General features: G+C 40.1%; 22 protein-coding genes and 8 tRNA genes. 4 read left to right on the forward strand and 26 right to left on the reverse strand.

Going from position 1 to position 21,956, the window contains the following annotated elements; translation table 11 throughout:
• Positions 1-4: 4 nt before the first annotated feature.
• Entirely contained in the window at positions 5-517 is a 513-nt protein-coding gene (locus KTR07_RS09605; protein ID WP_007846598.1) for a hypothetical protein, read from the reverse strand.
• Between the two features lie 546 nt (positions 518-1,063).
• On the opposite strand from KTR07_RS09605, the gene KTR07_RS09610 reads away from it, so the two are divergent.
• Entirely contained in the window at positions 1,064-2,131 is a 1,068-nt protein-coding gene (locus tag KTR07_RS09610) for an IS5-like element IS1168 family transposase (RefSeq protein WP_065739412.1), read from the forward strand.
• A gap of 182 nt (positions 2,132-2,313) precedes the next feature.
• Positions 2,314-2,895, forward strand: coding sequence for a hypothetical protein (locus KTR07_RS09615; protein ID WP_005794395.1), 582 nt, complete (start codon positions 2,314-2,316; stop codon positions 2,893-2,895).
• Between the two features lie 113 nt (positions 2,896-3,008).
• Here the strand turns inward: KTR07_RS09615 and KTR07_RS09620 are convergent, their stop codons facing one another.
• The 23 genes from KTR07_RS09620 to KTR07_RS09730 all read right to left on the reverse strand — a co-directional run bounded on the left by KTR07_RS09620 (position 3,009) and on the right by KTR07_RS09730 (position 17,398).
• Entirely contained in the window at positions 3,009-3,440 is a 432-nt protein-coding gene (locus tag KTR07_RS09620; protein ID WP_004326765.1) for a hypothetical protein, read from the reverse strand.
• A gap of 9 nt (positions 3,441-3,449) precedes the next feature.
• The gene (locus KTR07_RS09625) at positions 3,450-4,175 is read right to left on the reverse strand and encodes a KilA-N domain-containing protein (protein ID WP_004326766.1); all 726 of its coding nucleotides are present in this window, start codon (positions 4,173-4,175) and stop codon (positions 3,450-3,452) included.
• Between the two features lie 9 nt (positions 4,176-4,184).
• Positions 4,185-4,499, reverse strand: coding sequence for a Rha family transcriptional regulator (locus tag KTR07_RS09630; RefSeq protein WP_005794398.1), 315 nt, complete (start codon positions 4,497-4,499; stop codon positions 4,185-4,187).
• 596 nt (positions 4,500-5,095) lie between these two features.
• On the reverse strand, positions 5,096-5,608 hold the full coding sequence (locus KTR07_RS09635) for a hypothetical protein (protein ID WP_007846594.1): 513 nt from the start codon (positions 5,606-5,608) through the stop codon (positions 5,096-5,098).
• Entirely contained in the window at positions 5,605-11,079 is a 5,475-nt protein-coding gene (locus KTR07_RS09640) for a hypothetical protein (protein WP_007846593.1), read from the reverse strand. The genes KTR07_RS09635 and KTR07_RS09640 overlap by 4 nt, the downstream gene beginning before the upstream one ends.
• Before the next feature lie 17 nt (positions 11,080-11,096).
• Entirely contained in the window at positions 11,097-11,318 is a 222-nt protein-coding gene (locus KTR07_RS09645) for a hypothetical protein (RefSeq protein ID WP_008775833.1), read from the reverse strand.
• Between the two features lie 62 nt (positions 11,319-11,380).
• Positions 11,381-11,839, reverse strand: a complete 459-nt coding sequence (locus tag KTR07_RS09650; protein WP_004326772.1) for a hypothetical protein — start codon at positions 11,837-11,839, stop codon at positions 11,381-11,383.
• 101 nt (positions 11,840-11,940) lie between these two features.
• A complete protein-coding gene (locus KTR07_RS09655) occupies positions 11,941-12,504 on the reverse strand; it encodes a hypothetical protein (protein WP_004326773.1) in 564 nt (187 codons plus the stop codon).
• Positions 12,505-12,527: 23 nt separating this feature from the next.
• Entirely contained in the window at positions 12,528-12,896 is a 369-nt protein-coding gene (locus KTR07_RS09660; protein WP_224205391.1) for a hypothetical protein, read from the reverse strand.
• A 23-nt stretch (positions 12,897-12,919) separates the two neighbouring features.
• A complete protein-coding gene (locus tag KTR07_RS09665; protein ID WP_004326776.1) occupies positions 12,920-13,450 on the reverse strand; it encodes a hypothetical protein in 531 nt (176 codons plus the stop codon).
• A gap of 3 nt (positions 13,451-13,453) precedes the next feature.
• A complete protein-coding gene (locus KTR07_RS09670) occupies positions 13,454-13,777 on the reverse strand; it encodes a hypothetical protein (RefSeq protein WP_004326777.1) in 324 nt (107 codons plus the stop codon).
• A gap of 2 nt (positions 13,778-13,779) precedes the next feature.
• A complete protein-coding gene (locus KTR07_RS09675; protein WP_007846587.1) occupies positions 13,780-14,154 on the reverse strand; it encodes a hypothetical protein in 375 nt (124 codons plus the stop codon).
• A 19-nt stretch (positions 14,155-14,173) separates the two neighbouring features.
• Entirely contained in the window at positions 14,174-15,367 is a 1,194-nt protein-coding gene (locus KTR07_RS09680; protein ID WP_007846586.1) for a major capsid protein, read from the reverse strand.
• A gap of 37 nt (positions 15,368-15,404) precedes the next feature.
• Positions 15,405-15,812: a hypothetical protein gene (locus tag KTR07_RS09685; protein WP_008673431.1), complete on the reverse strand. Its 408-nt coding sequence runs from the start codon at positions 15,810-15,812 to the stop codon at positions 15,405-15,407.
• Between the two features lie 27 nt (positions 15,813-15,839).
• Positions 15,840-16,463 carry a hypothetical protein gene (locus tag KTR07_RS09690; RefSeq protein WP_005794419.1) on the reverse strand — a complete coding sequence of 208 codons (624 nt, stop codon included), beginning with the start codon at positions 16,461-16,463 and terminating at the stop codon, positions 15,840-15,842.
• A 93-nt stretch (positions 16,464-16,556) separates the two neighbouring features.
• Positions 16,557-16,638, reverse strand: a tRNA-Tyr gene (locus KTR07_RS09695).
• A 6-nt stretch (positions 16,639-16,644) separates the two neighbouring features.
• Positions 16,645-16,729 (reverse strand) — tRNA-Ser (locus KTR07_RS09700).
• A gap of 73 nt (positions 16,730-16,802) precedes the next feature.
• Positions 16,803-16,874, reverse strand: a tRNA-Glu gene (locus tag KTR07_RS09705).
• 5 nt (positions 16,875-16,879) lie between these two features.
• Positions 16,880-16,950: transfer RNA gene (locus tag KTR07_RS09710), tRNA-Gln, on the reverse strand.
• A 5-nt stretch (positions 16,951-16,955) separates the two neighbouring features.
• Positions 16,956-17,028, reverse strand: a tRNA-Trp gene (locus KTR07_RS09715).
• Positions 17,029-17,035: 7 nt separating this feature from the next.
• Positions 17,036-17,108 (reverse strand) — tRNA-Asn (locus KTR07_RS09720).
• Positions 17,109-17,187: 79 nt separating this feature from the next.
• Positions 17,188-17,260: transfer RNA gene (locus tag KTR07_RS09725), tRNA-Phe, on the reverse strand.
• Between the two features lie 65 nt (positions 17,261-17,325).
• Positions 17,326-17,398, reverse strand: a tRNA-Met gene (locus KTR07_RS09730).
• Between the two features lie 348 nt (positions 17,399-17,746).
• On the opposite strand from KTR07_RS09730, the gene KTR07_RS09735 reads away from it, so the two are divergent.
• Both KTR07_RS09735 and KTR07_RS09740 read left to right on the forward strand, forming a co-directional pair.
• Positions 17,747-19,381, forward strand: a complete 1,635-nt coding sequence (locus tag KTR07_RS09735; RefSeq protein ID WP_005794423.1) for a terminase large subunit domain-containing protein — start codon at positions 17,747-17,749, stop codon at positions 19,379-19,381.
• The gene (locus tag KTR07_RS09740) at positions 19,378-20,874 is read left to right on the forward strand and encodes a phage portal protein (protein WP_005794425.1); all 1,497 of its coding nucleotides are present in this window, start codon (positions 19,378-19,380) and stop codon (positions 20,872-20,874) included. Before KTR07_RS09735 ends, KTR07_RS09740 begins: the two co-directional genes overlap by 4 nt.
• 196 nt (positions 20,875-21,070) lie before the next feature.
• Here the strand turns inward: KTR07_RS09740 and KTR07_RS09745 are convergent, their stop codons facing one another.
• Positions 21,071-21,325, reverse strand: coding sequence for a hypothetical protein (locus KTR07_RS09745; RefSeq protein WP_005794429.1), 255 nt, complete (start codon positions 21,323-21,325; stop codon positions 21,071-21,073).
• Positions 21,326-21,354: 29 nt separating this feature from the next.
• Positions 21,355-21,891, reverse strand: coding sequence for a hypothetical protein (locus tag KTR07_RS09750; RefSeq protein WP_254305271.1), 537 nt, complete (start codon positions 21,889-21,891; stop codon positions 21,355-21,357).
• Between the last annotated feature and the right edge of the window lie 65 nt (positions 21,892-21,956).

Below are 21,956 nucleotides of genomic sequence, written 5' to 3' on the forward strand. Positions count from 1 at the left end.
ACAGCTATACTTTTTCAACCAATGCAACTATCTTTGTCGGTTCCGCAACACTATACGAGGGGATTATTTGAGTTCGAGGATCAGTTACTCTGAATTTTACCGGGAAGGTCAAGACTTCATCCATATTGGACTTATTAAATTCAAAATCTCCAACCTCCAGTAAGTAAAGTCCTTGCCGCCCGATACCCGTGTGCGAGTTATATATTTTCAAGGTGGCACCGTCACCATTTTCTCCCGTGAGATAGTTTTGAAAGGCCATAATTTTATCGTATGCAGTACCCAAATCTCCCTTATAGCACATCTCGGCTTCCAAGTCGTATGCCTTTAATAGCAGCTTATCGGGTATGTAAGTATCTTCACCGTCTTCATCCGGCCAATCCCGTTTGGGTAAATCTTTCGTTTCCCCACCCGGCTTGAACGGAAATTCTGTGCACACAATTCCAAAATGCGCCAAGCTGTCTTTGACTGGAGCATTCTCGGTAGTTTTCTGCATCAAAATAGAATACGGTTCGTTCATATACATATATTAAAAAAGAGCTTGCCGCAGAGATATTTAGTCTCCACAACAAGCTCTATGGCCTTATACTTTAATCTTATTTCAACGCAAATATAATTGTATTTTCTATATAATCATAGAAAATAATGCCATAAAAGCATTTTTTAGTAGATTATTATACTCAACCCCTAACTTGCTTCCACGTGTATGTTGAAAAACATAAAAAATATCATTTGTCATAATTTTATTTATTAATACTTTTGTATTTAATTATAAAAGAGGTTATTATATGTTAGGAGTTTTAGTTTGGATAGTAGTGATTCTTCTGATCTGCTTTAGTGTTACTGGGTGGCATTGGATTATATTTTATGTAGTCATACTACCATTTTCAACATGGCTATTTTTCTTCTATGTCGATTTTCCCGAAAATCGTTTTAATATAAAAAGATTCAAGAATGACATAAAATATTTATTAAGGGGACTTCTATAAATTAAATCCCTGATTATAAGTTGCATAAGCGGATAAAATGCTTATATTTGCAGAAACAGACAAAATAATCATTGATCATGAACAAGTTAAGCCGCTATCGCAAGTTACGCTATAAAAGTGTGTTTGAATCCGAGAATCAATCGTCTCGCCTTAACGTGATAGGCAACCCACTAGAGAGACTGTCGTCATTGGTGGACTTTGAGATATTCCGTCCGACATTGGAAGCCTCTCTGTTCACAGGCGAGCGTAAGGGCAATGCCGGGCGTCCTCCCATAGATTGTGTGTTGATGTTCAAGATACTGTTTCTCCAGCGTTACTATGGCCTGAGTGACCATCAGATAGAATATCAGATAGTGGACCGCACCAGTTTCCGCGCTTTTCTGGGGATAGAGAACGTGGATGATGTACCGGACGAGAAGACAATCTGGAAGTATCGCGAAGCCCTCACGTCCGTCGGTGCGTATGACAAGTTGTTTGAAGACTTCCGTACGTTCATGGAGGCCAAGGGCCTTCAGTTCAACGAGGGGCGGATCATAGATGCCAGTTTTGTCGTTGCCCCACGCCAGCGCAACACTCGTGAGGAGAATGCGAAGATAAAGGAGGGCAAGGGCGACGAACTGTGGAATGACAATCCTCACAAGAAATTCCATAAGGATGTGGATGCCCGTTGGACGAAGAAGCGCGGTGACACGTTTTACGGCTACAAGCAGCATGTCAAGGTAGACAAAGGCAACAAGGTAATCCTCTCGTATGCAACAACGCCTGCCAATGTGCATGATTCCAAAGGTTTTGAGCAGCTGCTTGATGAGTCAGACAAGGATAAGGATTTGTATCTTGACGCAGGATATGCCGGGCAGGAGTCAACCGTGAAGGAGCATGGCATGAATCCGATAATCTGCGAGAAAGGCCGTCGGAATCATCCTCTGACAGAAAAACAGAAGGCTGAGAACAGGCGCAAGTCCAAGACCCGTTGCCTTGTCGAGCACGTATTCGGTTTTGAAGAGCAAAGTATGCACGGCCTTATTGTCAGGACAATAGGGATTGTACGGGCGAAGGCGAATGTGGCGATGACAAATTTGACCTACAACATCTTCCGCTACATCCAGATTGTGTGCAATAAACGTGAATTGGCGATTGCCCAATAAAAAGAGACGGGGTGTATCCTCAAAAATGCAAAAATCCCTCATTTTTTTTGGGGGGGGGTAGATTAAATTGCTTAACTTTACGCAAGATTATCTTGCTCAAGACAGTTAAAGGGTTCTGCTGCCTTATGCAAGAAATAAAAAATGGAATTGATAGAACCCACCTTAAATAAATTACATAAGAAATGAAAAAAAATATATTATTCTTTTTGCTTTATACTATTATGTGTTTTACTTCCTATTCGCAGAACAAACAGATTAGTTATTCATCTGTAAATGGGCTTGTAACTTACGACAATGGTTCAGGTACGAAAGCCGATATTGGTGCAAAATTATATATTATACCATGTAAATATTTCAAACAAGATATTGAATTAAAAAATGACTCTATACAAATGGGGTATGAATCTTTGTTACAATACATCAAATGGAAAGAACTTGTTGGGCAAGAACAAGCAATAGCCAAATTAAAAGAATATGACTTTTACATTTCCGCTGAAGAACAAATTAGGAGAGAAGGTGAATTAGCTATATGTTTGGTTGATATTCTCAAATCAAATAAAGTAAAATATAGTTGTACGATTGACAATACGGGAAAATATAAAACTACAATCCCTTATGGTAATTATTATTTTATATTTAAATCCGCAAATAAAAGCGTAGATAAGTCTATACTTAATGGTCGTGGAACATATAATATTTATAAAATCAAATTATATTCTAAATATAAAGATATTAGTACGTCTTTTAACGCTGACTACCATTAAATATTGAGCTAACATAATCTGGCTAATGTTTTCGCGTATAAATTATAATTAGGCTGGCTCCAAAATCAGCCCAATTTTATTTTGTGCATTTTGCCACTCTTAGCCAAAAGTATTCAGCTTTCGAGATATTTGTTAAGCGCATCTCTCAATTTACGAATTTCATCATTTGAAGATACTATTTCGGATATTTCATCTTCACATGCGCAATCGCACATTGAAATAAGCATACCTTTTATGCCACCTCCCTTTTCTATTTTAGCATCTTTTGAGAACATTTCTATCGGGAGAAACTCGACTACCCCTCCGCTGTCAAAACTTACCGAAGCCGCAGCGTTTTTCTTTTCCCATTCCTCCACCTCACTACATGACATATAAGCCGTTTGACAATTTTCTAATTCTGGCTTCTTTTGCTCTATCATATCTAAATAGAACTGTATAGCCATTAAACCTTTCTCTGTTACCGTATTGTCTTTTGCAATAAGACCATTTACTTTGAATGTTTCTACAACGCATTCTTTGTTGCTCATAAATTCTACTAATTCCATATTGATTTATTATTTATAGTGGATAAAATTTGTATTTTCTTGCTGTAATTGGAACACGGCAGGATAGTTCCTTTTTGAATATTGTTTTCTAAGGTATGATATTAAATTATCGAAGTTGGTAATGAATCCCTCGTTGATTAAATCAGCCACCTTCTTTTCAAGCTGCCACAGTTCGCGTTGTTTGCTTTCATCACCCTGCTTGTTGCGAAGCATTTTCTCATGTGAGTTAAACACAACCCAATTCAATGCTTCCCCAACCTTTTGCATTGCTTTCGGCATAAACTCTTTAGGAACTATCTTCTGAACGGCAGAGCCAAGTTCTTTGTAAGCATCCCCGGCATCGTTTCGATAGCGAATCATTTCATCGTACACAAACCGTAATACTTTGACTTCAAAAGCCGGATTTATCCACATAGCAAATTTGATAAACAGAAGCGGATTCATCCAAACTTTATCGGGTGTTTTGCCTTCTTTCGTATTTCTACCCTTAACTTTTATAAGTAGTTGATTTTCACCAATGAGCATTTTTGCTCTATGGCTTTCATCCTCTGCAAGAGCTTTCAAAAACTCTGATGTATTATCAGATTCTAAGAATTTACTCATTTGCCTTCTCGGATTCCCTTCTACATTATTCCACTGCCGAAGCAATTCAGTTCCGTCAAAATAACCATCACTCGTGCGCTGAACCACAGAAAAACTATCAATGTATCGCACCATTTCTTGATTTGTTTTCATATTATAAATTTAGATTTTACTTAACAAAGATTTCTCCCTTTTACGGGAAAGTTCACGCTTGTTTTCTTCAAGTTCTTCCCAACGATTAATAATTTTGGCTCGTAAGTTTGCATCATAACCACTTGCGAGAAGAAGACAATCCTTTTTGGTGAGAATGTAACAAGACACTTCTTTGCTTCCACCGTTTGGCATAGGTTGAGGTCTTGATGATAATTCAAAACTGAATTGTCGTCTATCTTCCAGTTGTTCAAGGATATTGCGAATATCTCGCATTACATTTGAATGAGTTTTGCCCGTAATTTCTGCAATCTGTAAGGAGGTCATTGTTCTTTTTTTACCTTTTCCCTCATCAATAGGTATTAACTGATTAAAATTTTCCATATCTTTGCACTATAAAGTTAATGTTTTCCCCATCAGCGGCTCGGACATCTCCGCTTTTGGGGAATTATTTTGTCCGATCTTGTAGTAGGCAGGGAATCGAACCCCAATACGCCATTACTCGTACCTACTGAACCCTCCTTAATATAATAGTCACGCTTGACATAATAATAAAGAGAAAGGGCAAATCCCGATGAAGCCTAATGTGGTTGCCTGCCTCAAAGAGAATGCCCTATAATATTTTATTCCAGTTCATGACAACCACGAAATGAACCTAACAGCATTGTTTCCGACACAAATATAGAAACGATATTTTCACCATACAACAACCTAAAAATCAATAAAATAAATTCGGTAAACATCAGTAACAAACGGTAAGAATCGGTAAATAAAAACAGTTATATTTACTCTAAAATTTAGACATAATATAAATAATGCACGTATCTACCGTATTGTGACGAGATATTGGTTACAATTTATGATACCGTTCAAATAATTTAGAAATATAAAAGACTGTAAATAAATATATTGCAGAAAACGTGTTAGTCCCCATTCTTTTTATATCTTACCATAACATTGCCTTCGGATTCTATTTTACAGTTTCCACCATGAACATATACATAAACTTTAGCCACATCGCTTTGCCTTACATGTAGTTTAGCCCGATCATATACACTCACAAAAACTTTGGCGCAATCTTCCACTTCAAGAGTCAATTCACTATCATGGCGCAAATGGAGAGTAGCGGCTGTAAATTTACCGAAAGAAAGCTTGCCTGAACATTTACCGTTCAGTACATATACACCATTGTTGCCTCCGGTCACTGGTTCATCAACAAAAATAAGGTTTTGATGAAGCAGGCTCCGGTCAAAATTACCTTTTATATATTCCACCGTCGGATAATCGTGTTCAATACAAAAATCAATGCCCCGTATATACATTCCGATCAATTCTTGCTGGCTTTTATTGTTTTGCCAGTCACCTTGCCATTGTGTGCAGAGGCCATACGATACGGCATGACCTCTCAATTCACTATTCAATCTGTTCATAATCATATATTAAACTTGTTTACACCGTTTATATTCCTATGTAGTATATCCCTGATTTCTTCCACAAATTCCACATTCTTTGCTGTATTTATCTGTATCATTGTCAGTTGTTGTAATTGTGCTTGTGCTATTACATTATAGGCCGGGAACAATTCTTCAACCAATCTGCGCACATACTCCCGTTTAACACTCACGTCAGCCCGGATTGCATTTATATAAGAAGCCAAAAGGTTAGCGGTATTTTCAGTAACATTCTGTATGCCTTTAGATAAACCACTTCCACTGTCTTCTTCCTCTTCCTTCATACTGATACCATATTTCTTTTCCATATAGTTATTCAGTTTGTCAAGCATGGAATAGTAATCATCGGTTTTCTCACTTACCCCCATTAGATAGTCCGCAATACTTTCCAACTCCTTTTCGTCAAGAGAGAAATCCTTGCCGAAATAACCACTCATTCCATCCTCACCAAAAAGCATCTTTTGAAGCTGTTGCATGGCCGGTTCCAAAATACTTATTTTGAGAATGGAGTTCATAACATCACCCATAATGTCGGCAACCTTATTTTTGAAAGCTTCGGCACCATCCTCGCCTTTCTGCCATGCCTCATACAAGGCATCTCCCAGCTGTGAAGCCCAGTCTTTCAAATTAATGCCATAAAGAGATTCAGCCGTTTCTTCGGCAAAATCCTTTATTTGCTGTTTCATCTCCGCAATCTGATTCTCATAATCAGCCACCTTGCTATCATCCGTCTTCTTCTTGTCAATTTCGGCTTGCCGTTGTTTCTCCAATTCTGAAAGTTGTTCTTGCATCAAGGCACGTTGATACCCGTATGCACCACCTTCATCGTATGCCGAAACACGTTTTTGAAGTTTTTCCGCTTCCTGCTTATATTTCTGCAAAGACATCAAATCGAAGATGTTGATCTTTCCCTTATTGCGTATTGCACCAATCTGATTATTTAATTGATTCAACCGGGTACGGTCATTTTCTGCATCTACAAGTTTTAGTTCCGTGCCACTGCCCAAAAAACGTTCAAGAATACCGTCAATTTGTTCGTATATATATTGCAACTGTTGAGCACGAAGTTTACTCTTTTCAATAGCCTTATCGAGTTTCTTATCATGCGCTTGTGCTATCTTCCCAATCCAATTTACAGCTTCACCAGCAGCGGCAGCAATACCACCAACGATTCCACCTTTGGCGAATCCCTGCCCGATATTGCTTATAGAAGACATGGCATCCTGCACATTACCCATCGTGTCGGCCATACCCTCATTGCCCAAAGCATCGAACATGGAAGACATCTGTCCTGCAAAATTGCCGACAAGATCAGCACTTTCAGCGGCACTTTCTCCCAACCGTCCGATTTTCTTTTCCAGTTTGTCGCTGTCTTTTTCAGAAGTAAAAAGTTCTTTTACATTCTTCGCTAAGGTTTTGAATGGATTTACAGCCAACTGTGCATCTTGCAACTGGGGGATGGCTTTTATCAATTTATCCAACAAAGAATAAGCACCCTTAACATTTTCAATACTACCATCATCTTTCGTAAAAAAAGAAGTAAATCCATTGGGCTTTCCATCGCTATCATAGGAAACCTTTGCATTATTCTTGATTTCCCTTGCGATACGTTCAGCCTCTTTCAAATCAGAGAATGAACGTTGCTCTTTATCTCCAAATATTTTCTCCCATTCAGGTAACAATTGTAATAAGGTCGATTTTAATTCAATCAGCTTCTTATTATATTCATCAAGATAAGCCTTCTGAACATTGTTTAGACCTGACGTATCACCAACCAACTCCCCATTTTTTCCGACACTTAATCCAGTCTTTGATGCGTACTGTTCACTTAATATTCGTATCTTTTCTATCGTTGATCTTGCATTGGCAATAACCTTTGTATCATCAAGTGCAATACTTACCTTATCTTTCTCAAATGCCTCTTTAGCATCCTTCCACACCTTAAAAAATTGCTTATATAATGGGCTGTCTTTACCTCCTAATATACTTTCTGCTTCATCGTCACTCAAAGTGAATGGAAGATCAACAGCCTTTTCTTTGAGTTTCTTTTGTACTGTATCTATTAAATATTGCGCTTCATTCTCATAATCAGTCAAAAAACCAAAAGCATAAGTTGAAGCATCCTTCTTACTTGCACCGGCATTGATAAGCTGCTTGTATATATCCCATTTCTTTGAAACATCAGACACGTACCTTTCAAGTTCCTTTGTGGCCTTATCCGAAGCTTCTTTCATAGCGTTGGCATCAATATCCAAAAGCACTTTCCGTATAGAAACTTTCAATTCCCTACGCTCTTTGGTCTTATCGTCAAGCTGGTTAAGAATCTTATTCAATTCATCCCGATAATTTACAATATTCACCGGTTCTTTACCTTTAAATAAGGAATCAAAAATACCCGATTCTTTAACCTTGCTGGCAGCTTCTCCCTTTCCAACAATGTCAGTCCACTTCTTATATTCAGAATATGCCTCCTTTAGTAAGTTTACCCGTTCTTTCAATCTTTCGGCAAAGGCATCCTTTTTGCTCTTATCCTTATTTGGATCAGTGAGAGAAAAACCGATTTCTTTAGCTCCTTTCTCACCGGCTTGCATTGTGTCGAAAGCCTTTTTATAATCTGATACAATTTGCTTCTGCCAGTCGGGAAGTTTTGACAAGTCAATAGCTCCAATACCTGACAAATCTATTCCGGCTTTAATCAATACCGGCTTCAATTGATTTGTTGTCTCTTTAGCTTCCTTGTATCCTTTTTGTATTCCTTCAATGATTTTCTCTGAATCTGTGGAAACCTTTATTTGGGCTTCAAATTGCCCATCTGTGGCTTCATTGAACTTTTTCTGCAAATCAGAAAAACTTTGACTGGCTTCTGTATATTCAGCATTAATCTTGATATTGAACTCTTCTTCAAGAGTCTTCTCGTTAAAGAAGTCTCGCATATATTTCGGCATCTTCTCGAACGTATCAAAGAAAGAACTTATATCCAAACCGATAGCTATTTTCTGCGCATCACTCAAATTCTCCAAATCCCAGCCGGCAGCTTTCAGCCTCGACTTGTACCCAGATAGGAAGTCTTTCATATCCGGCAATACATCTTCCATATAAATACGCTTAGAGTTTTTCCACGCTTTCCGCAATTGAAAAATATCATCTCTATATCCTCCAGTGAAAGGCAACTCATTATTCAGGCTGGCCAATGCTTTGGGGTATTCTTTGAGAATGGATAGCTGTTCTTTCAGCGGTTTACCCGAAGCGGCTTTGGCAAAATCACCATGTTTGGCTATAACTTTCTGCATGGCGGTGGAATACTCGATATAGCTGCCTGACATGCGGCCAATAATCTTGTTTACCCGTTCCTCCGCATCAATGTAGTCATTGATATTTTCAAGAAAACTGTCATCAAAATAACCGTCAGTCGCTTCATTGGCATGTTCAGACGTACCTTTTATGGCATTCAACAATCTATAAGCCTCTTTTGTATCATTCAAAGCATTCCGAAGCAATATATATTGTTCTGCAAGGCTTTTAACCGTATTTCCTTCATCATCAGTCTTAAACGTTTCATTAAAAGTGTCTGCCCAAACTGGAGAATAATCCTTTAATGCTGTTTTCATTTCTTCAATAGAAGAAATCAGTGAGGCATCATTCGCCTTAAAAGGATCAACATCAGCAAATTTTTGAGCTTCTTTCGTTAAATTCTTGAAACCGTCTTGTGCTCTTGTTGTCAGCTCGGAAATACGCTCGTTCATTTCGTCAGCCTTTTGCCCGGACTTATACCATAATTCAGTAATGGCAAAAAGTCCAGCGAACAAATACATGTATGGATTGAACAAACCCTTAAAAGCAGTCCAAACTTGTTTGGCTCCATAACTAAGCATTGTCATTGCCACACGAGCTTTTCCAGCTGACATAGCCACTTGAAGTTCAGCTTTTGATATATTAAGTAATTGGGTAATATGTCCTGCCTGACCTGATTTAATTTTCCCAAGTGTTATCAACCTCAACGCTTGTTCTTTGTTCAATGCGCCACTAACAGCCAATGCCCTCCATTCTGCGGTAGTCATAGCATTTCTTGAAGCAATCAATCCTTTTTCAGCGGCAGTTAAAGTGCGGTAATTGGAAGCCATCACTAAATCCGCTGCTGTTTTCTGTTTAGCTGCGAGTGTTCCTTTTATTAATGTAGCATTTGCCACTCCCATGGCACGTGATCCTGCATAAACCGCAACCCGATATGTTCCAAACGCAGCTGTGGCCGCTGTTATAAAAGGTACAATTTCTTTCCAATTTTGAGCAAGGGTGGTAAGGCTTTCGGCAGTCCATTTCAATGTACTACCCATTGACTCCGCAATATCACCAAGCATAATGTCAATCGCATCAGCCAAGTTCTTCCATTTGGACTTAACTGATTCTGAAAGAACTTCCTGCATATTATTAAACATGCCACCATCATCCGTAAGTTCCCAAAGAACATCTTTTACATCCTCAAACGTAACCTTCTTTTTCGAGATCATATCAAGCACTTCACCGGCACTGACAATGCGGCCTTCCAACTTGCTGAATCGCTCGGCCAGTTTATCCACCATAGGAATGTTCGCTTCCGTCAATTGTCGTAATTCCGTTCCTTTCAAGAATTTAGCAGCCTTTATCTGACCGTAGGCCAATATGATACGTCCCATATCAACACCTACACCGGCTGATATATCAGCCAGCCTTTTCATGGTATCATACAATTCATTGTATGGTATAGAATACGCGGAAAGTTGTTTGGCATACTGATTCAAGTCCATAACCCCGAACGGAGAAGCAACAGCCAGTTTCTTAATCTGATTGAATATGGTTGTAGCTTTGCCTTCATCTTGCAAGATAGAGGCCATTGCAATTTTCTGATTCTCCAACTCACCACCAATATCAACCACTGCACGTAAGAAATTTTGTGCCGCATAAATGGAGTATAGCCCCAAAAATTCATTTCTTAATTGTCCGACAATACTCAACTGGCTGTTCATTGCTCCATTCATATTGAGAGTGGCTGTCATGTGCCGCCTTGCTGCATTGGCTGATCTCTCACGGGCATTAGCCAAATCCAGTTCCGCTTTGGCGGCACGGGCGGCTCTTTGTCGCGCAAGCTCACGTGCAGCTGCGGCAGAAGCCTCCGCTTTGGTTTGAATGGCTGCGGCTTTGGCGGCGCGTAAATCACTTGCTGTAAAGTTTGTATTCAACCCGGCGGCTTGCAAGGCGGCACGGACAGCTTGTGTGGTACTGGCCTTATCCACTACCACATTGATCTTAAACTTCTCACTTTGAAGCAAAGTCTTCATATCGCCAACCAACTTCTTCTTGTCAAAACCCACATCAAGTTTTGCCTGCAAGTCTTTGGTGATTTCCGCTTTCAATTTTTTACGTTGTTCCGCTGTCTTATCACGGAACAGTATATCAAAATATAAATTACCGAGATCAGCCATATATTATTGTGTTTGTGTTACTTATAATCATTAATGTTAATTGCTGTTTCTCCATTGCCATACTTATCTTTCCAGCGTTTGGCAGCATCCTCTATTTCGCTTACGGAAGGGGATTTGAAGTTCTTCGTATCGTGCTTCTTTTCCTTGTTGTCCTTGTCACAATCTGTAACCACAATAGACACATCCATTGCCAATAGTTCAATTTGTGCATTTGTAAGTACCCAATAAATACCAAACAAGGGCTTGCTTATTGGAATCCCAAATACTCTCAAAGGCTCTGTCAGCCACGGATAGGACTTGCCTATTTCCCACGTTTGTCCGTAGCTGGTTCGTGAAGGATATGCTCTGCTTCCTCTTTTGTCATTGTCATCATCGTGTCCTTCATCGCGGTCAGATATATGGTAGCAGTCAAGTAGTCTTCCACTGGAATTTTTTTTTTGCCGACGGCTATAACCTTCATCAGCTCATGATCTCCATATTGTTTGATATAAAAGAACCATCGCCACAAGAAAGGATAGAAGAACTTGATCTTCCAATATCCGTTCAAAATGATAGCGGCTGCACATTGGCAACTGATCTTATCATCATTTCCCGATTTCTGCATGGTACTGGTGAATTTGCGTATAGTCCCTCTTTTCAGCCATGAAATACCATATTTCTTTCCTCGGACTTCCACATAGTCCACACTGTCTTCCAACACATCATTCAATAGCCTTTCATCCTCCGGTGTAGGAAGTGTTATGTCATTCTTCTTTGTCATATTTTATCGTGTTTTATACGAAAAAAGGTGGTGGCCGGTATCAAGTAGCTCACCACCTTTTCGCTGATATGAATTTTGCAAAGTGTTATATCCTAAGTTTTTTATTCGGACACTTTTTTACGTAAAATGTAAATAGAGGCACCCTTAGCATCATTCAACGGAGAAACAGATACATTAAAGTACCCCGGCTTATCCTGCTCGCTGACGAAGTTGCTATACCCCTCAACATTCGGTAAGAACAAGGCTGTTTGACGGTCTTCACTACGCATGAAGAGTCCTCCGATTACTTTCTTCGGTTCGATATTGTAACCTTCACCTTCATAAGTCTCACCATCAATGGTAGCAGTCATAGTCACCGTTTCCGCTTTCTTGTTCAGTAACAAGTCATTGATCTTTCCTGCCACGGAAGGTACTTGAAACTGAATATCGGAATCTCCAGCATTAGCAATAGAAGTCCAAGTTGCTCCGGTTGTCAACTTGATCTTGGAAACATCGGCAGCTCCGGTATCAAATGTAACTCCGTCAGAGAGTACCGGCAGCTCCATATCAAAAGCCGCTAAAGTTGCGAGGTCACTATTGACTTTGGACACATAATAAACCTCCTTCATCTGATTAAAGAGCACCTTTAACTCTTCCAGTTTGGTAGTAATAGAAATCTCTGCCATAATCGTATCTTTTTAAGTTTGTGTCATTTGTTTATTATTAGCTTCGCTTGTATTATTAAGGAATGAAAACCGAGTCCGTCATTTCCTCCGGGAAGCAATCGTGGACTTACAGCTGAAAACAATTCCGTCACTATTGGAAATTTTGAAACCACTTCCATTTGCATTTCATCCAAACGGACTGTATTCTCAATACCGTTTGAGCGATCATGCGCAAAAACGTTTATCTGACAGTAAGTGTCTTGGTAGGTACTTCCTTTATCTTGGATAGTTTGTGGCAACCGGATAACAACAAAGTCCTTCATCGCCTTTTGTTCAGCAGCCGGACGATCTGTTATGAAAACCTTTTCACCAATGCCGGTTACTGCATCAGCGATTTGTTTTAATATATCCATACGTCTATAAACTGTCCGTCCCATCATTTCATTGGTTTAAAGTTCTTGAATAATGTATTTTGTGCCCTTTGAAATGTTCCGGTCAGAACATCTGCATTCAACACATTCTCCAAATAGGTTGAATATTCAGTACCCGTGCACATTACTATCTCAAATCCTTTACGTGATTCCGACTTATATCTTTTCAAGAAATCAAAGGAGAATGCTTCGCCATAACCTTTATCAGTTTCTATTGTTCCAGTAAAACGTCTGTTCTGATTATCATAACTGACACCTACAAATGTTTCACCTTTAGTCAGCTTTACTCTCACCGGTTGTTTCATTGAATCTCCACTACAAACGAAATAGGAAAATCTACCGTCCATGAATAATCCGCACGCATAACTGGTTATTGTATTACCCGTAAGATTCCGAAAGCCTGACTTGTTATCAAGTGCATCTTGGATAAGTTCTTCACAGCATTTAGTCAAGACATCAAAGATATATCCTGAAACAAGCTCCTTTGCCTTCCTTATTCCTTCATCAAACAATACTTCATTGCTCCGGTTATCCATGCGTTAATTTTTTGCAAGATTGAAATACACAGTTGTTCCCAAATTTCCGGCATAGCTATCAGTAACCATACATTGAGTGAAAGTGCCTTGTCTGTCCGTGACATCTATCAGATCACCGGCCAATATTCCTTCAACAATTCCGGGAAGGCTCAACAGATAATCGCTCTTTATCACATTATCGGTTTTGAATGTCCGCAAATTTGTACTACCTTCCTTTCGGCATATACCTTCATACAAGATCACCTTCTCACCATCACTGAAAGAATCCTCACCTATAATTCGGTAAACAGTACATTTGTGCGGATGCCGTGGATTATTTACTTTCATACTCAAAAATTGACTATTCTGATTTTAGTGCCCTTTACAACTTCTTCATCCCATTTCTCATACAGTTCTTTCGCCATTTCACGGAGTTGCCGCTTGTCGTATGCGCTGGTCTGCCAACCACCTTCCTTATGCTTCCATCCCCCGTCACTGTCTTCGGTATCATTCTTACTGCTTGGAGTGCTTGCACACCACATATAAATATCGGCAGTGGCAAGATCAAGTTGCCTTTCGGTCAGTTCACTTACCATTGTTCCAAAAGCGATTTTCCGCTTGACAAGAACCCTTTTGAGGGCGTTATCCGCTATTTCATAAGCGGTTGCGCCACTCAAAAAGTCTTCAATGGTCATATCTTCCGTATGAGAAAGTTCCTCACTCATTCTTGCATGAAGTTAAGAGTTACACAGTCACAGTAGAAATGAACATATACTGCGGCATTCTCGGCACACACATTTGGGCGGCTTCACTTTCAATATAGATTGAATGTGTTTCAGGATTGGCTCTCTGTGTCAGTTTCAAACGTCCACCGTCATAAGAAGCAACCTTGTTTGCCTCATATCCCAAAGTCAAAGGTTCCACACCTTGAATTGTACCAATCTGACCTACCGGTATAAAGGCGATATTGGTAGCCTTGAAGTTTTCCACTTGTTCAGTGATAAGATCAGGCTGTCCGTCTGCATCCTTACCGGGCTTGTCAACAAAAGCATAGCTGTCACGTGGTACGATTTCATCCACTTTAACCAGTTTCTTGAAAATGGCTTTCAGGCGGTCTTCATCTTCATTCTGTGCATTGGCAATAACCGTACTATCATCCGTCACAGTCGGATAGAGAGAATGACCGATACGTTTAAGAACCGCAGTATGAGTCATTAAATCATCCCACAAGTCCTGCGCCAGCTCCATCCTGATCTTGCCCAAATAATGATATTTGCGGCGAATCTCTTTCACTCTGTTCTTTATATCCATAATCGGATCAGAGGCAGAGCCTTGATTTGCCGGAATATGTTCATCCTTAGTCCACCAACGGCTTGTGCCGGCCAATACCTGGTAATGGTTTTCAGGGATATTAAAGTCAATAGTGATACCCTTCAAACCACGTGGGTTGTTATCAGTATCAATAGTGAACTTACCCGTGGAAACAATTCTCATTCGCTGGTGAGTAAGCGCATTGTAGTACGATCCGATAAGACCGTCAGCACTTTCATCAAGCAAGCCCAAGAACACATTCTGCATCTCTTCCGTCAATGCGGACATGCCTACCCGTTGCAACAGCTGTAATTGTTGTCTCACAGTCACACGGTTCAAACGGTAGAACTTCTTTTGAGTCGGGATATTACCCGTCCTTCCTTCGAGTTCTCCCAATGCAGCTTCATAACCCGGACTTTCCGGATCAACGTAAGCTGGCAGCGTTTTCACGCCGAGGCTCGTAATAAGCTGGGAGAAAGTATAATCCAACTTGGTTGCTTCAAATTCAAAACCATCAATTTGAAGTAGGTCATACTTCTCCTTGTAACGGTCAATAAATTCTTGCCAAGTGTCCCCACCAAGCCCATATTCGATAACCTTGTACAAATCAATAGGAAGTGTATTCATACAATTGTCGTGTTTTAAATGTTATTTTCAAATTCTTCTACTGCACCCATACAATTTGAGGAAGTGTAGTAATCTTTTGCAGGATAGCAACCACTTTTTCGTCAAACATGTACTGATAAATCTCTCCGGCATAGACTACTGTCCCACTGGCCTTCGTGTTTTCACTGGCTACAAGAACATCTTCTTGCAAATAGCCATTAATACCAAGAGTGGTAATATCTGATTCAGCCGCCTTAATCTGTTCGTCCGTATAGGCTTTAAAAGTCTTGCCTGAAAGATCAAACTTCACTGCTGTACCGGCAGGAATCTTGCCAACCGCAACCCAATCGGAAATGTTACTCACCATACCACCGCCCGGATAACGGTGACGGATTTCACGCCACACTTTACGGGCATGTCCGTATTTCACGGTGTTCACATCAAACGTGTTACCCATTGTTCCCATACATTTATTGTTTTAGAGTTAATAATTTCAATTCTTCTTCCAGCCTTCCTTCTTGCCTTTACGTTCAAAGTATCTGCTGGCTGCATTGTGTTGTGTTCCACCTGAACCGTCAGAAGTTCTTGGGGCGGTGCCATAACCCCTGCACGCCTTATATTCTGCATCATATTTCGGCAGAAATTCAGTAACCAGTTCATCCACAGTTTTCTTGGTATCGAAAGTTACCCCTTGTAAGGTCTTGCTCAACACATAATCATCATTCGCTTGTTTGGCCTTCATTGCAGCCGTAACCTTCTTCAACAAATCAGCTTGAACCTTTTTGCTGTCTTCCGCGTCTAAACGTGCTTCCAGTTCTTTCAGTTTCTTCTCCAGTTCATCATCGTTTTTCGGTGGTACCGGTGGAGTTGGAGGTGTCGGGGGAGTCGGTTGGGGCTTATAGTTTTTCTTAAAGTCCTCAACTCTGGTTGCGACATCATGGTTGTACTGTCCTTGCATCCCTTTCAGAAAATTCACAGCCTTGTTCCAATAAGCCTCGTCAGGCTCCGAACCTTCGGCTATGGGATTAAGTTCTACATACGTCTGTAATGTCTGCGGTGAAAAACTGGTTTCTCCAAGTTTCTCACTTAATGTGGATAAGATTTTTTCTTGTTCCATCGTGTTTATTTTGTGTTTATGTTGAATAAAAAAAGAGTCAGACAATGCTTTTTGCATCAATCTGACTCTTTGGTCTTATTTTCCATTTAATAGTGGGCAGTATTGGACTCGAACCAATGAAGACGAAAGCCAATAGATTTACAGTCTATCCCGTTTGCCACTTCGGTAACTACCCGTTTTGCGGAAGCAGAAGGATTCAAACCTCCGAAGCCTTTCAGCTTGCCTCTTTAGCAAAGAGGTGGTATCGTTCACTCACCCATACTTCCAATATGCGACCTACAAGATGTCTCGGTGAAACCACCGCATTTCCCTTGTATTTCGGACGTTATTCATTCTGTGTAGCGTATCAGAGAATCGAACTCTGGTTTCCACCGTGAAAAGGTGACGACCTAACCGTTAGTCGAATACGCCATTTGTTGAGATACAAGGATTTGAACCTTGAATAGCAGAACCAAAATCTGCTGTGTTGCCATTACACCATATCTCAATATGCGCGAAGAGAAGGACTCGAACCCCCGACAATCAGGTTTGGAATCTGACGTTCTTCCAACTGAACTATCTCCGCTTCATTGCGCCCGGTGATAGAATCGAACTACCGACCTTTACATTAACAGTGTATTGCTCTACCAATTGAGCTAACCGGACAATATACCTATACTCACCTAACCTGCGATACCCCATTTCAGCGTACCTGTGGGAATTGAACCACACCGTATAGGTTTTGTGGAAAGAGATGAAATCGAATCACCTTAACCGGATTTTCAGTCCGGCGCATACACCACGTCTGCCATCTTTCCATATTCTCCCTTTATCCCCATACGCCACATCGAAGGGAGAAACAATGCGGCAACTCCAACTATTGTTGCGGAGATTCGACTCGAACGAATGACCTTTGGGCTATGATCCCAACGAGCTACCAGCTGCTCCACTCCGCGATATTATCCTGAAAACTACTTTGTACCCACAATATCCACATTTATGTAGTTCTTGCATCTACGACACTTCACTCTCAATATAACAACACCATTGACATAGCTTATATCAGTTAGTTTCTGACCGCATATCGGACATAAAACTATCTTGTTGTATATTTCCCTTTGATCTGCATCTTTATCCGCACTAATTTTTATCATACTCCATGTTTTCGTTGCAAATATATGTACTGGATTTCTTTTCTCAAAACATTTTTGATATTATTTTCTATTAAAATGTAGAAAATAATACTCTTTATGCGTATTTTTGTACTGCAATATTAGAATCAGAGCTTATAGGCCGGTCTCCACATGTGTAATGTGAGGATCGGTTTTCTTTTTATGGAGAAATATAGTGGAATAAAAACGGTTAATGCCAGTTTGGTGCTTGATTATGAATATATCCAAATGTTAAGGGACGCGGATAGGAAAATTCCTAATCCGAATAAGATAATCGCACAAGGTGGAGGGCAGGAAAACATGCTCTCCACCCCGGCTGATATTACCATCTGTGGGGGATGCCGTGGAGGAAGTAAAACTTTTACTCTTCTTATGGAAACATTGAAAGATATAAAAAATAAAAACTTCCGTTCTGTGCTTCTCCGGCATGAGATAGACGATCTCTCTGATATGGTAGAAACATCATCCACCTTATATGATGATTTTGGGGAATACAACAAGTCCAAAAACGACATGCGCTGGAATTTCTATAAAGGTGGATTTTTAAAATTCAGCTATCATGCTGACACACTTGACGATTTCAAAAAGCGTTTTCAAGGTAAACAGTTCGCATATATAGGTGTGGATGAAATAACCCACATGGAATATCTCAAATTCAAATACCTTATCACTTGTAACCGTAACGCCTTTCATATCCGTAACCGCTTTATCGGAACATGTAACCCTGATCCTGACAGCTGGGTTGCAAAATTCATTGACTGGTGGATCGGAGAAGATGGTCTTCCAATCCCGGAACGTGATGGCAGAGTCCGGTATTGTTTTATGGACGGGGACAATGTTTCAGGTATATATTGGGGAGATACCCGTGAGGAAGTATATGAGCAATGCAAGGATATTATACACGCCTACTGGAAGCCGGAGTATGAGCAATATGGCACACCACAAGAACTGTTTATCAAGTCGGTTACTTTTATTGAAGCAAAACTTTCCGATAATGTAAAACTGATGTCTTCTGATCCGACCTATTTGGCTAACCTTGTCAACCAGTCAGACGAACAACGCGCACGCGATCTTGACGGTAACTGGAAATACAAAGCTGCCGGAGATGATATAATAAAGCTGACTCACATGGAAGCCTTATACCGCAATTCCATGCAGATAGGTGATGGAATACGCCGGGTATCATGTGATGCGGCATTTGAGGGTGGCGACAGTCTTGTCATGTGGCTGTGGGAAGGATGGCATATAAGAGACATATTTGTTTGCAAACTTGACAGCAAGAAAACAGTCGATACCGTAAAAGCGATGCTGGAAGAATGGCATGTAAGAGAAGAATGCTTCACCTATGACCTTAACGGACTCGGACAAATATTCAAAGGCTTTTTCCCGAATGCAATCCCATTCAACAACAAAGAAGCCGTGGAAGAGAAATTCAAATACATCTATGCGAATTTAAAATCACAAGCGGCATATCTGTTCGCACAAAAAATTATCAACCGGGAGATTTCCATTGAACCGACTCTTCTTGAACGCAAGTTCTCCGGCAAAGGGTTTGAGAAAGTTCCCCTTAGACAGATTCTCGACAAGGAAAGGAAAGCGATACGAAAGGATGAAGACAGTGAAGAGAAAGGCTGGACTATTATCAAGAAGATTATAATGAAAAAATTAGTAGGTCATTCTCCCGACTTCATAGAAGCATTGCTTATGCGAATGATTTTTGAAATTAAACATAAACGCAAACACATAAAAGGTTTAGGATTAATATGATAGCAGAGATTCTTACAAAAAAGCCTTTTGCAAGGGTTACTCCCGAAGGTTACTTGCAAGGCAGGATTACGAGCGATTTAAGAAACGCATCGTTCACAAACAACAGTGATAGGCTGACATGGCAGCTCATTTCGCAGGCTGATTTTATCCGTGAGTTTTATCCTTCAGGGCACAAGATCAATTCGGAATTGTTTTACCCGGACAGACTGAAATATGACGAAGAGAAGAAACGGTTCTTCCGGGAGAAAGTATTCCGTGCTTCTTTTCCCTTTCAGATGATAATCACTATCCAACAACTTGTACATCTATGTGGCAATGACATTCATCATGAGCTGACCGATACCAAAGTTGATGAAAGTTCACGGGAAATATTTCTCGAATTTCAAAAAGGATGGCTGGATAAAAATATGGAGATTGCATTTTACGAATATGCCAAAAGTGTAAAAATAACGGGAGATGCAGCAATCGTATTCTATATGAATGAAGGCAAGGTGTTCACCAAGAATCTCTCCTATTTTGATGGTGACACTCTTTATCCTCACTACGATTCCATAACCGGTCAAATGACACTGTTTGCCCGGCGATACAGCGACTATGACGAAGAGGGAAAGGAACTCATTTCTTGGGTGGAAGTGTGGGATAATAAAAAAATGTACCGTTACCGGCAGGATAAAAGGGGAATAGCCGGAGCAATAAACAAAGTGAAACAGTATTTCGGTATTGAAGGATATACATTAGTGGAAGAACACGATCATGGATTTACCGAATGTCCGGTTGTATATTATCGGGACAAACACGGTGCCTGCTGGAGCTTTTCACAAGATAATATCGACAAGTACGAACTGGCTATTTCCCATTTGTGTCAAAACAATATGGCATACGCATTTCCAATCATGTTACTTAAAGGTGAAGATGTTGAGATTCAGGGAGATATGTATGGTGCGGTAAAAGCTATCACTATGGGGAAGGATGATGATGCAGGCTTTATGAATCGTCCCGAAGCATCACAATCATTTGAACTTCAAATTAATACATTACTTAAAATGATTTTTATGGGGAGTTTTGTTGTCATGCCTCCCGAAGTAAAGTCAGGAGATTTACCGGGTGTTGCTATCAAGCTGATCTATTCACCATCTTTGGAAAAAGCCATGATTGACTGCAAGGAATTTGACGAATCAATAGACAAAATGAAACGGCTGTTCCTGCACGGATATGGAACAGAAAAAGGCCAACTTACCAAATTCCTCAATTTGAAAATTTTTTCGTGGGCAGTTCCATACGTCCACCAAAATGCAGCCGAATTGGTATCGAACTTGGTACAATTAGTCGGTGCCGGTATTTTATCAAAAGAAACCGGCTCGGAAGAATCCGGCTATGGAAAAAACAATGAATGGGATCGTATCATGCGTGAATATAAGGAACAGCAACAAGCTGACTTGCTATATCAACTGAAAATCAAGAAAAATGAAAATAAAGAGGGTAATGCAAAATGATCTGTACCAACGCGGAGCGCGAAAGCAATCCCGTACTCCGCGCTCTGAATCCAATGTAACTATACATTAGGAAAAGCCGCCTCTGCCTACATAAAATAGACAGAGGCTTTACTTTTTCAACAATTTGGTTGATAAGCTTGTGTTATAACAAGTCAGCTTCTACATTGCAAATGTAATGAATGAATTGAATATGACACTACTTTCGATACAATTTTTTATTATAAGGCTTTCGAGGATATTTCCGGTTAAGCTTCTTTTGCAGATCATCATTGATACTTTCATTCAGAAGGATTTTAGAATTTAGCACCCGGACTTCTCCAGTAAGTTCCATAATAGTTTTAGATTGTGTCGCATTTTGTTTTGAAAGCTCAACATTGGCAATAGCCAGTTTGCTGCATTCTGATGCAAGATGATTGAGTTTCTTTGTGCTGATTAATGATAATCCAAACATAATATTCTGATATTTAGTATGTTAAATAATTATATTGCTGATACGGGAACGGCAAAGCATTTACAATGACCGTGATACGGTGGTAATTTGTCCCATTCCACATGAAATCCGACTTCATCGTCACAAATGTTACAAGGATAGGAGCTGCCACGCATGACAAAGAACCCTACGGCTCCACAGGCTTTAGCCTGCAATTCCCAATGCTTCATCCAACCCTCTGCCACAGCATACTCCGTCAAATCTGACAGTGCAGTCCAAGAGCTTACAGTACGTCCTACTCCAAAAGACTCCTGAACACCGAGTCTTGAAATAATCGGATAACCCTTTGAAATAGCTCTCTGTACATGCTCATTAAGCAATGGCGTTTTTACCGACTGCCTGATAGATGAAAGTAATTTGTCTTTGGAAAGGTTCAGTAGTAATCCGGCGGCAATGGCCGTTTCAACCTCCTTTGAAAACCGGTCAACATATTCTCTTGCACGTTGTGTGAAGGTTTTGCCGTATGATTCTCGCGTTATACATGTTATGATTGCATCCTTATTATCCTCATGTGTCGCTACTGCCAAAGTATAAGTATGTAGATACTAATTGAAAAGTGCGCCAATATTCCAGTTGAAAATTGCGCCACCAT

Origin of the sequence: Bacteroides sp. MSK.20.82 (assembly GCF_019052485.1) — a bacterium.
GTDB lineage: Bacteria > Bacteroidota > Bacteroidia > Bacteroidales > Bacteroidaceae > Bacteroides > Bacteroides thetaiotaomicron.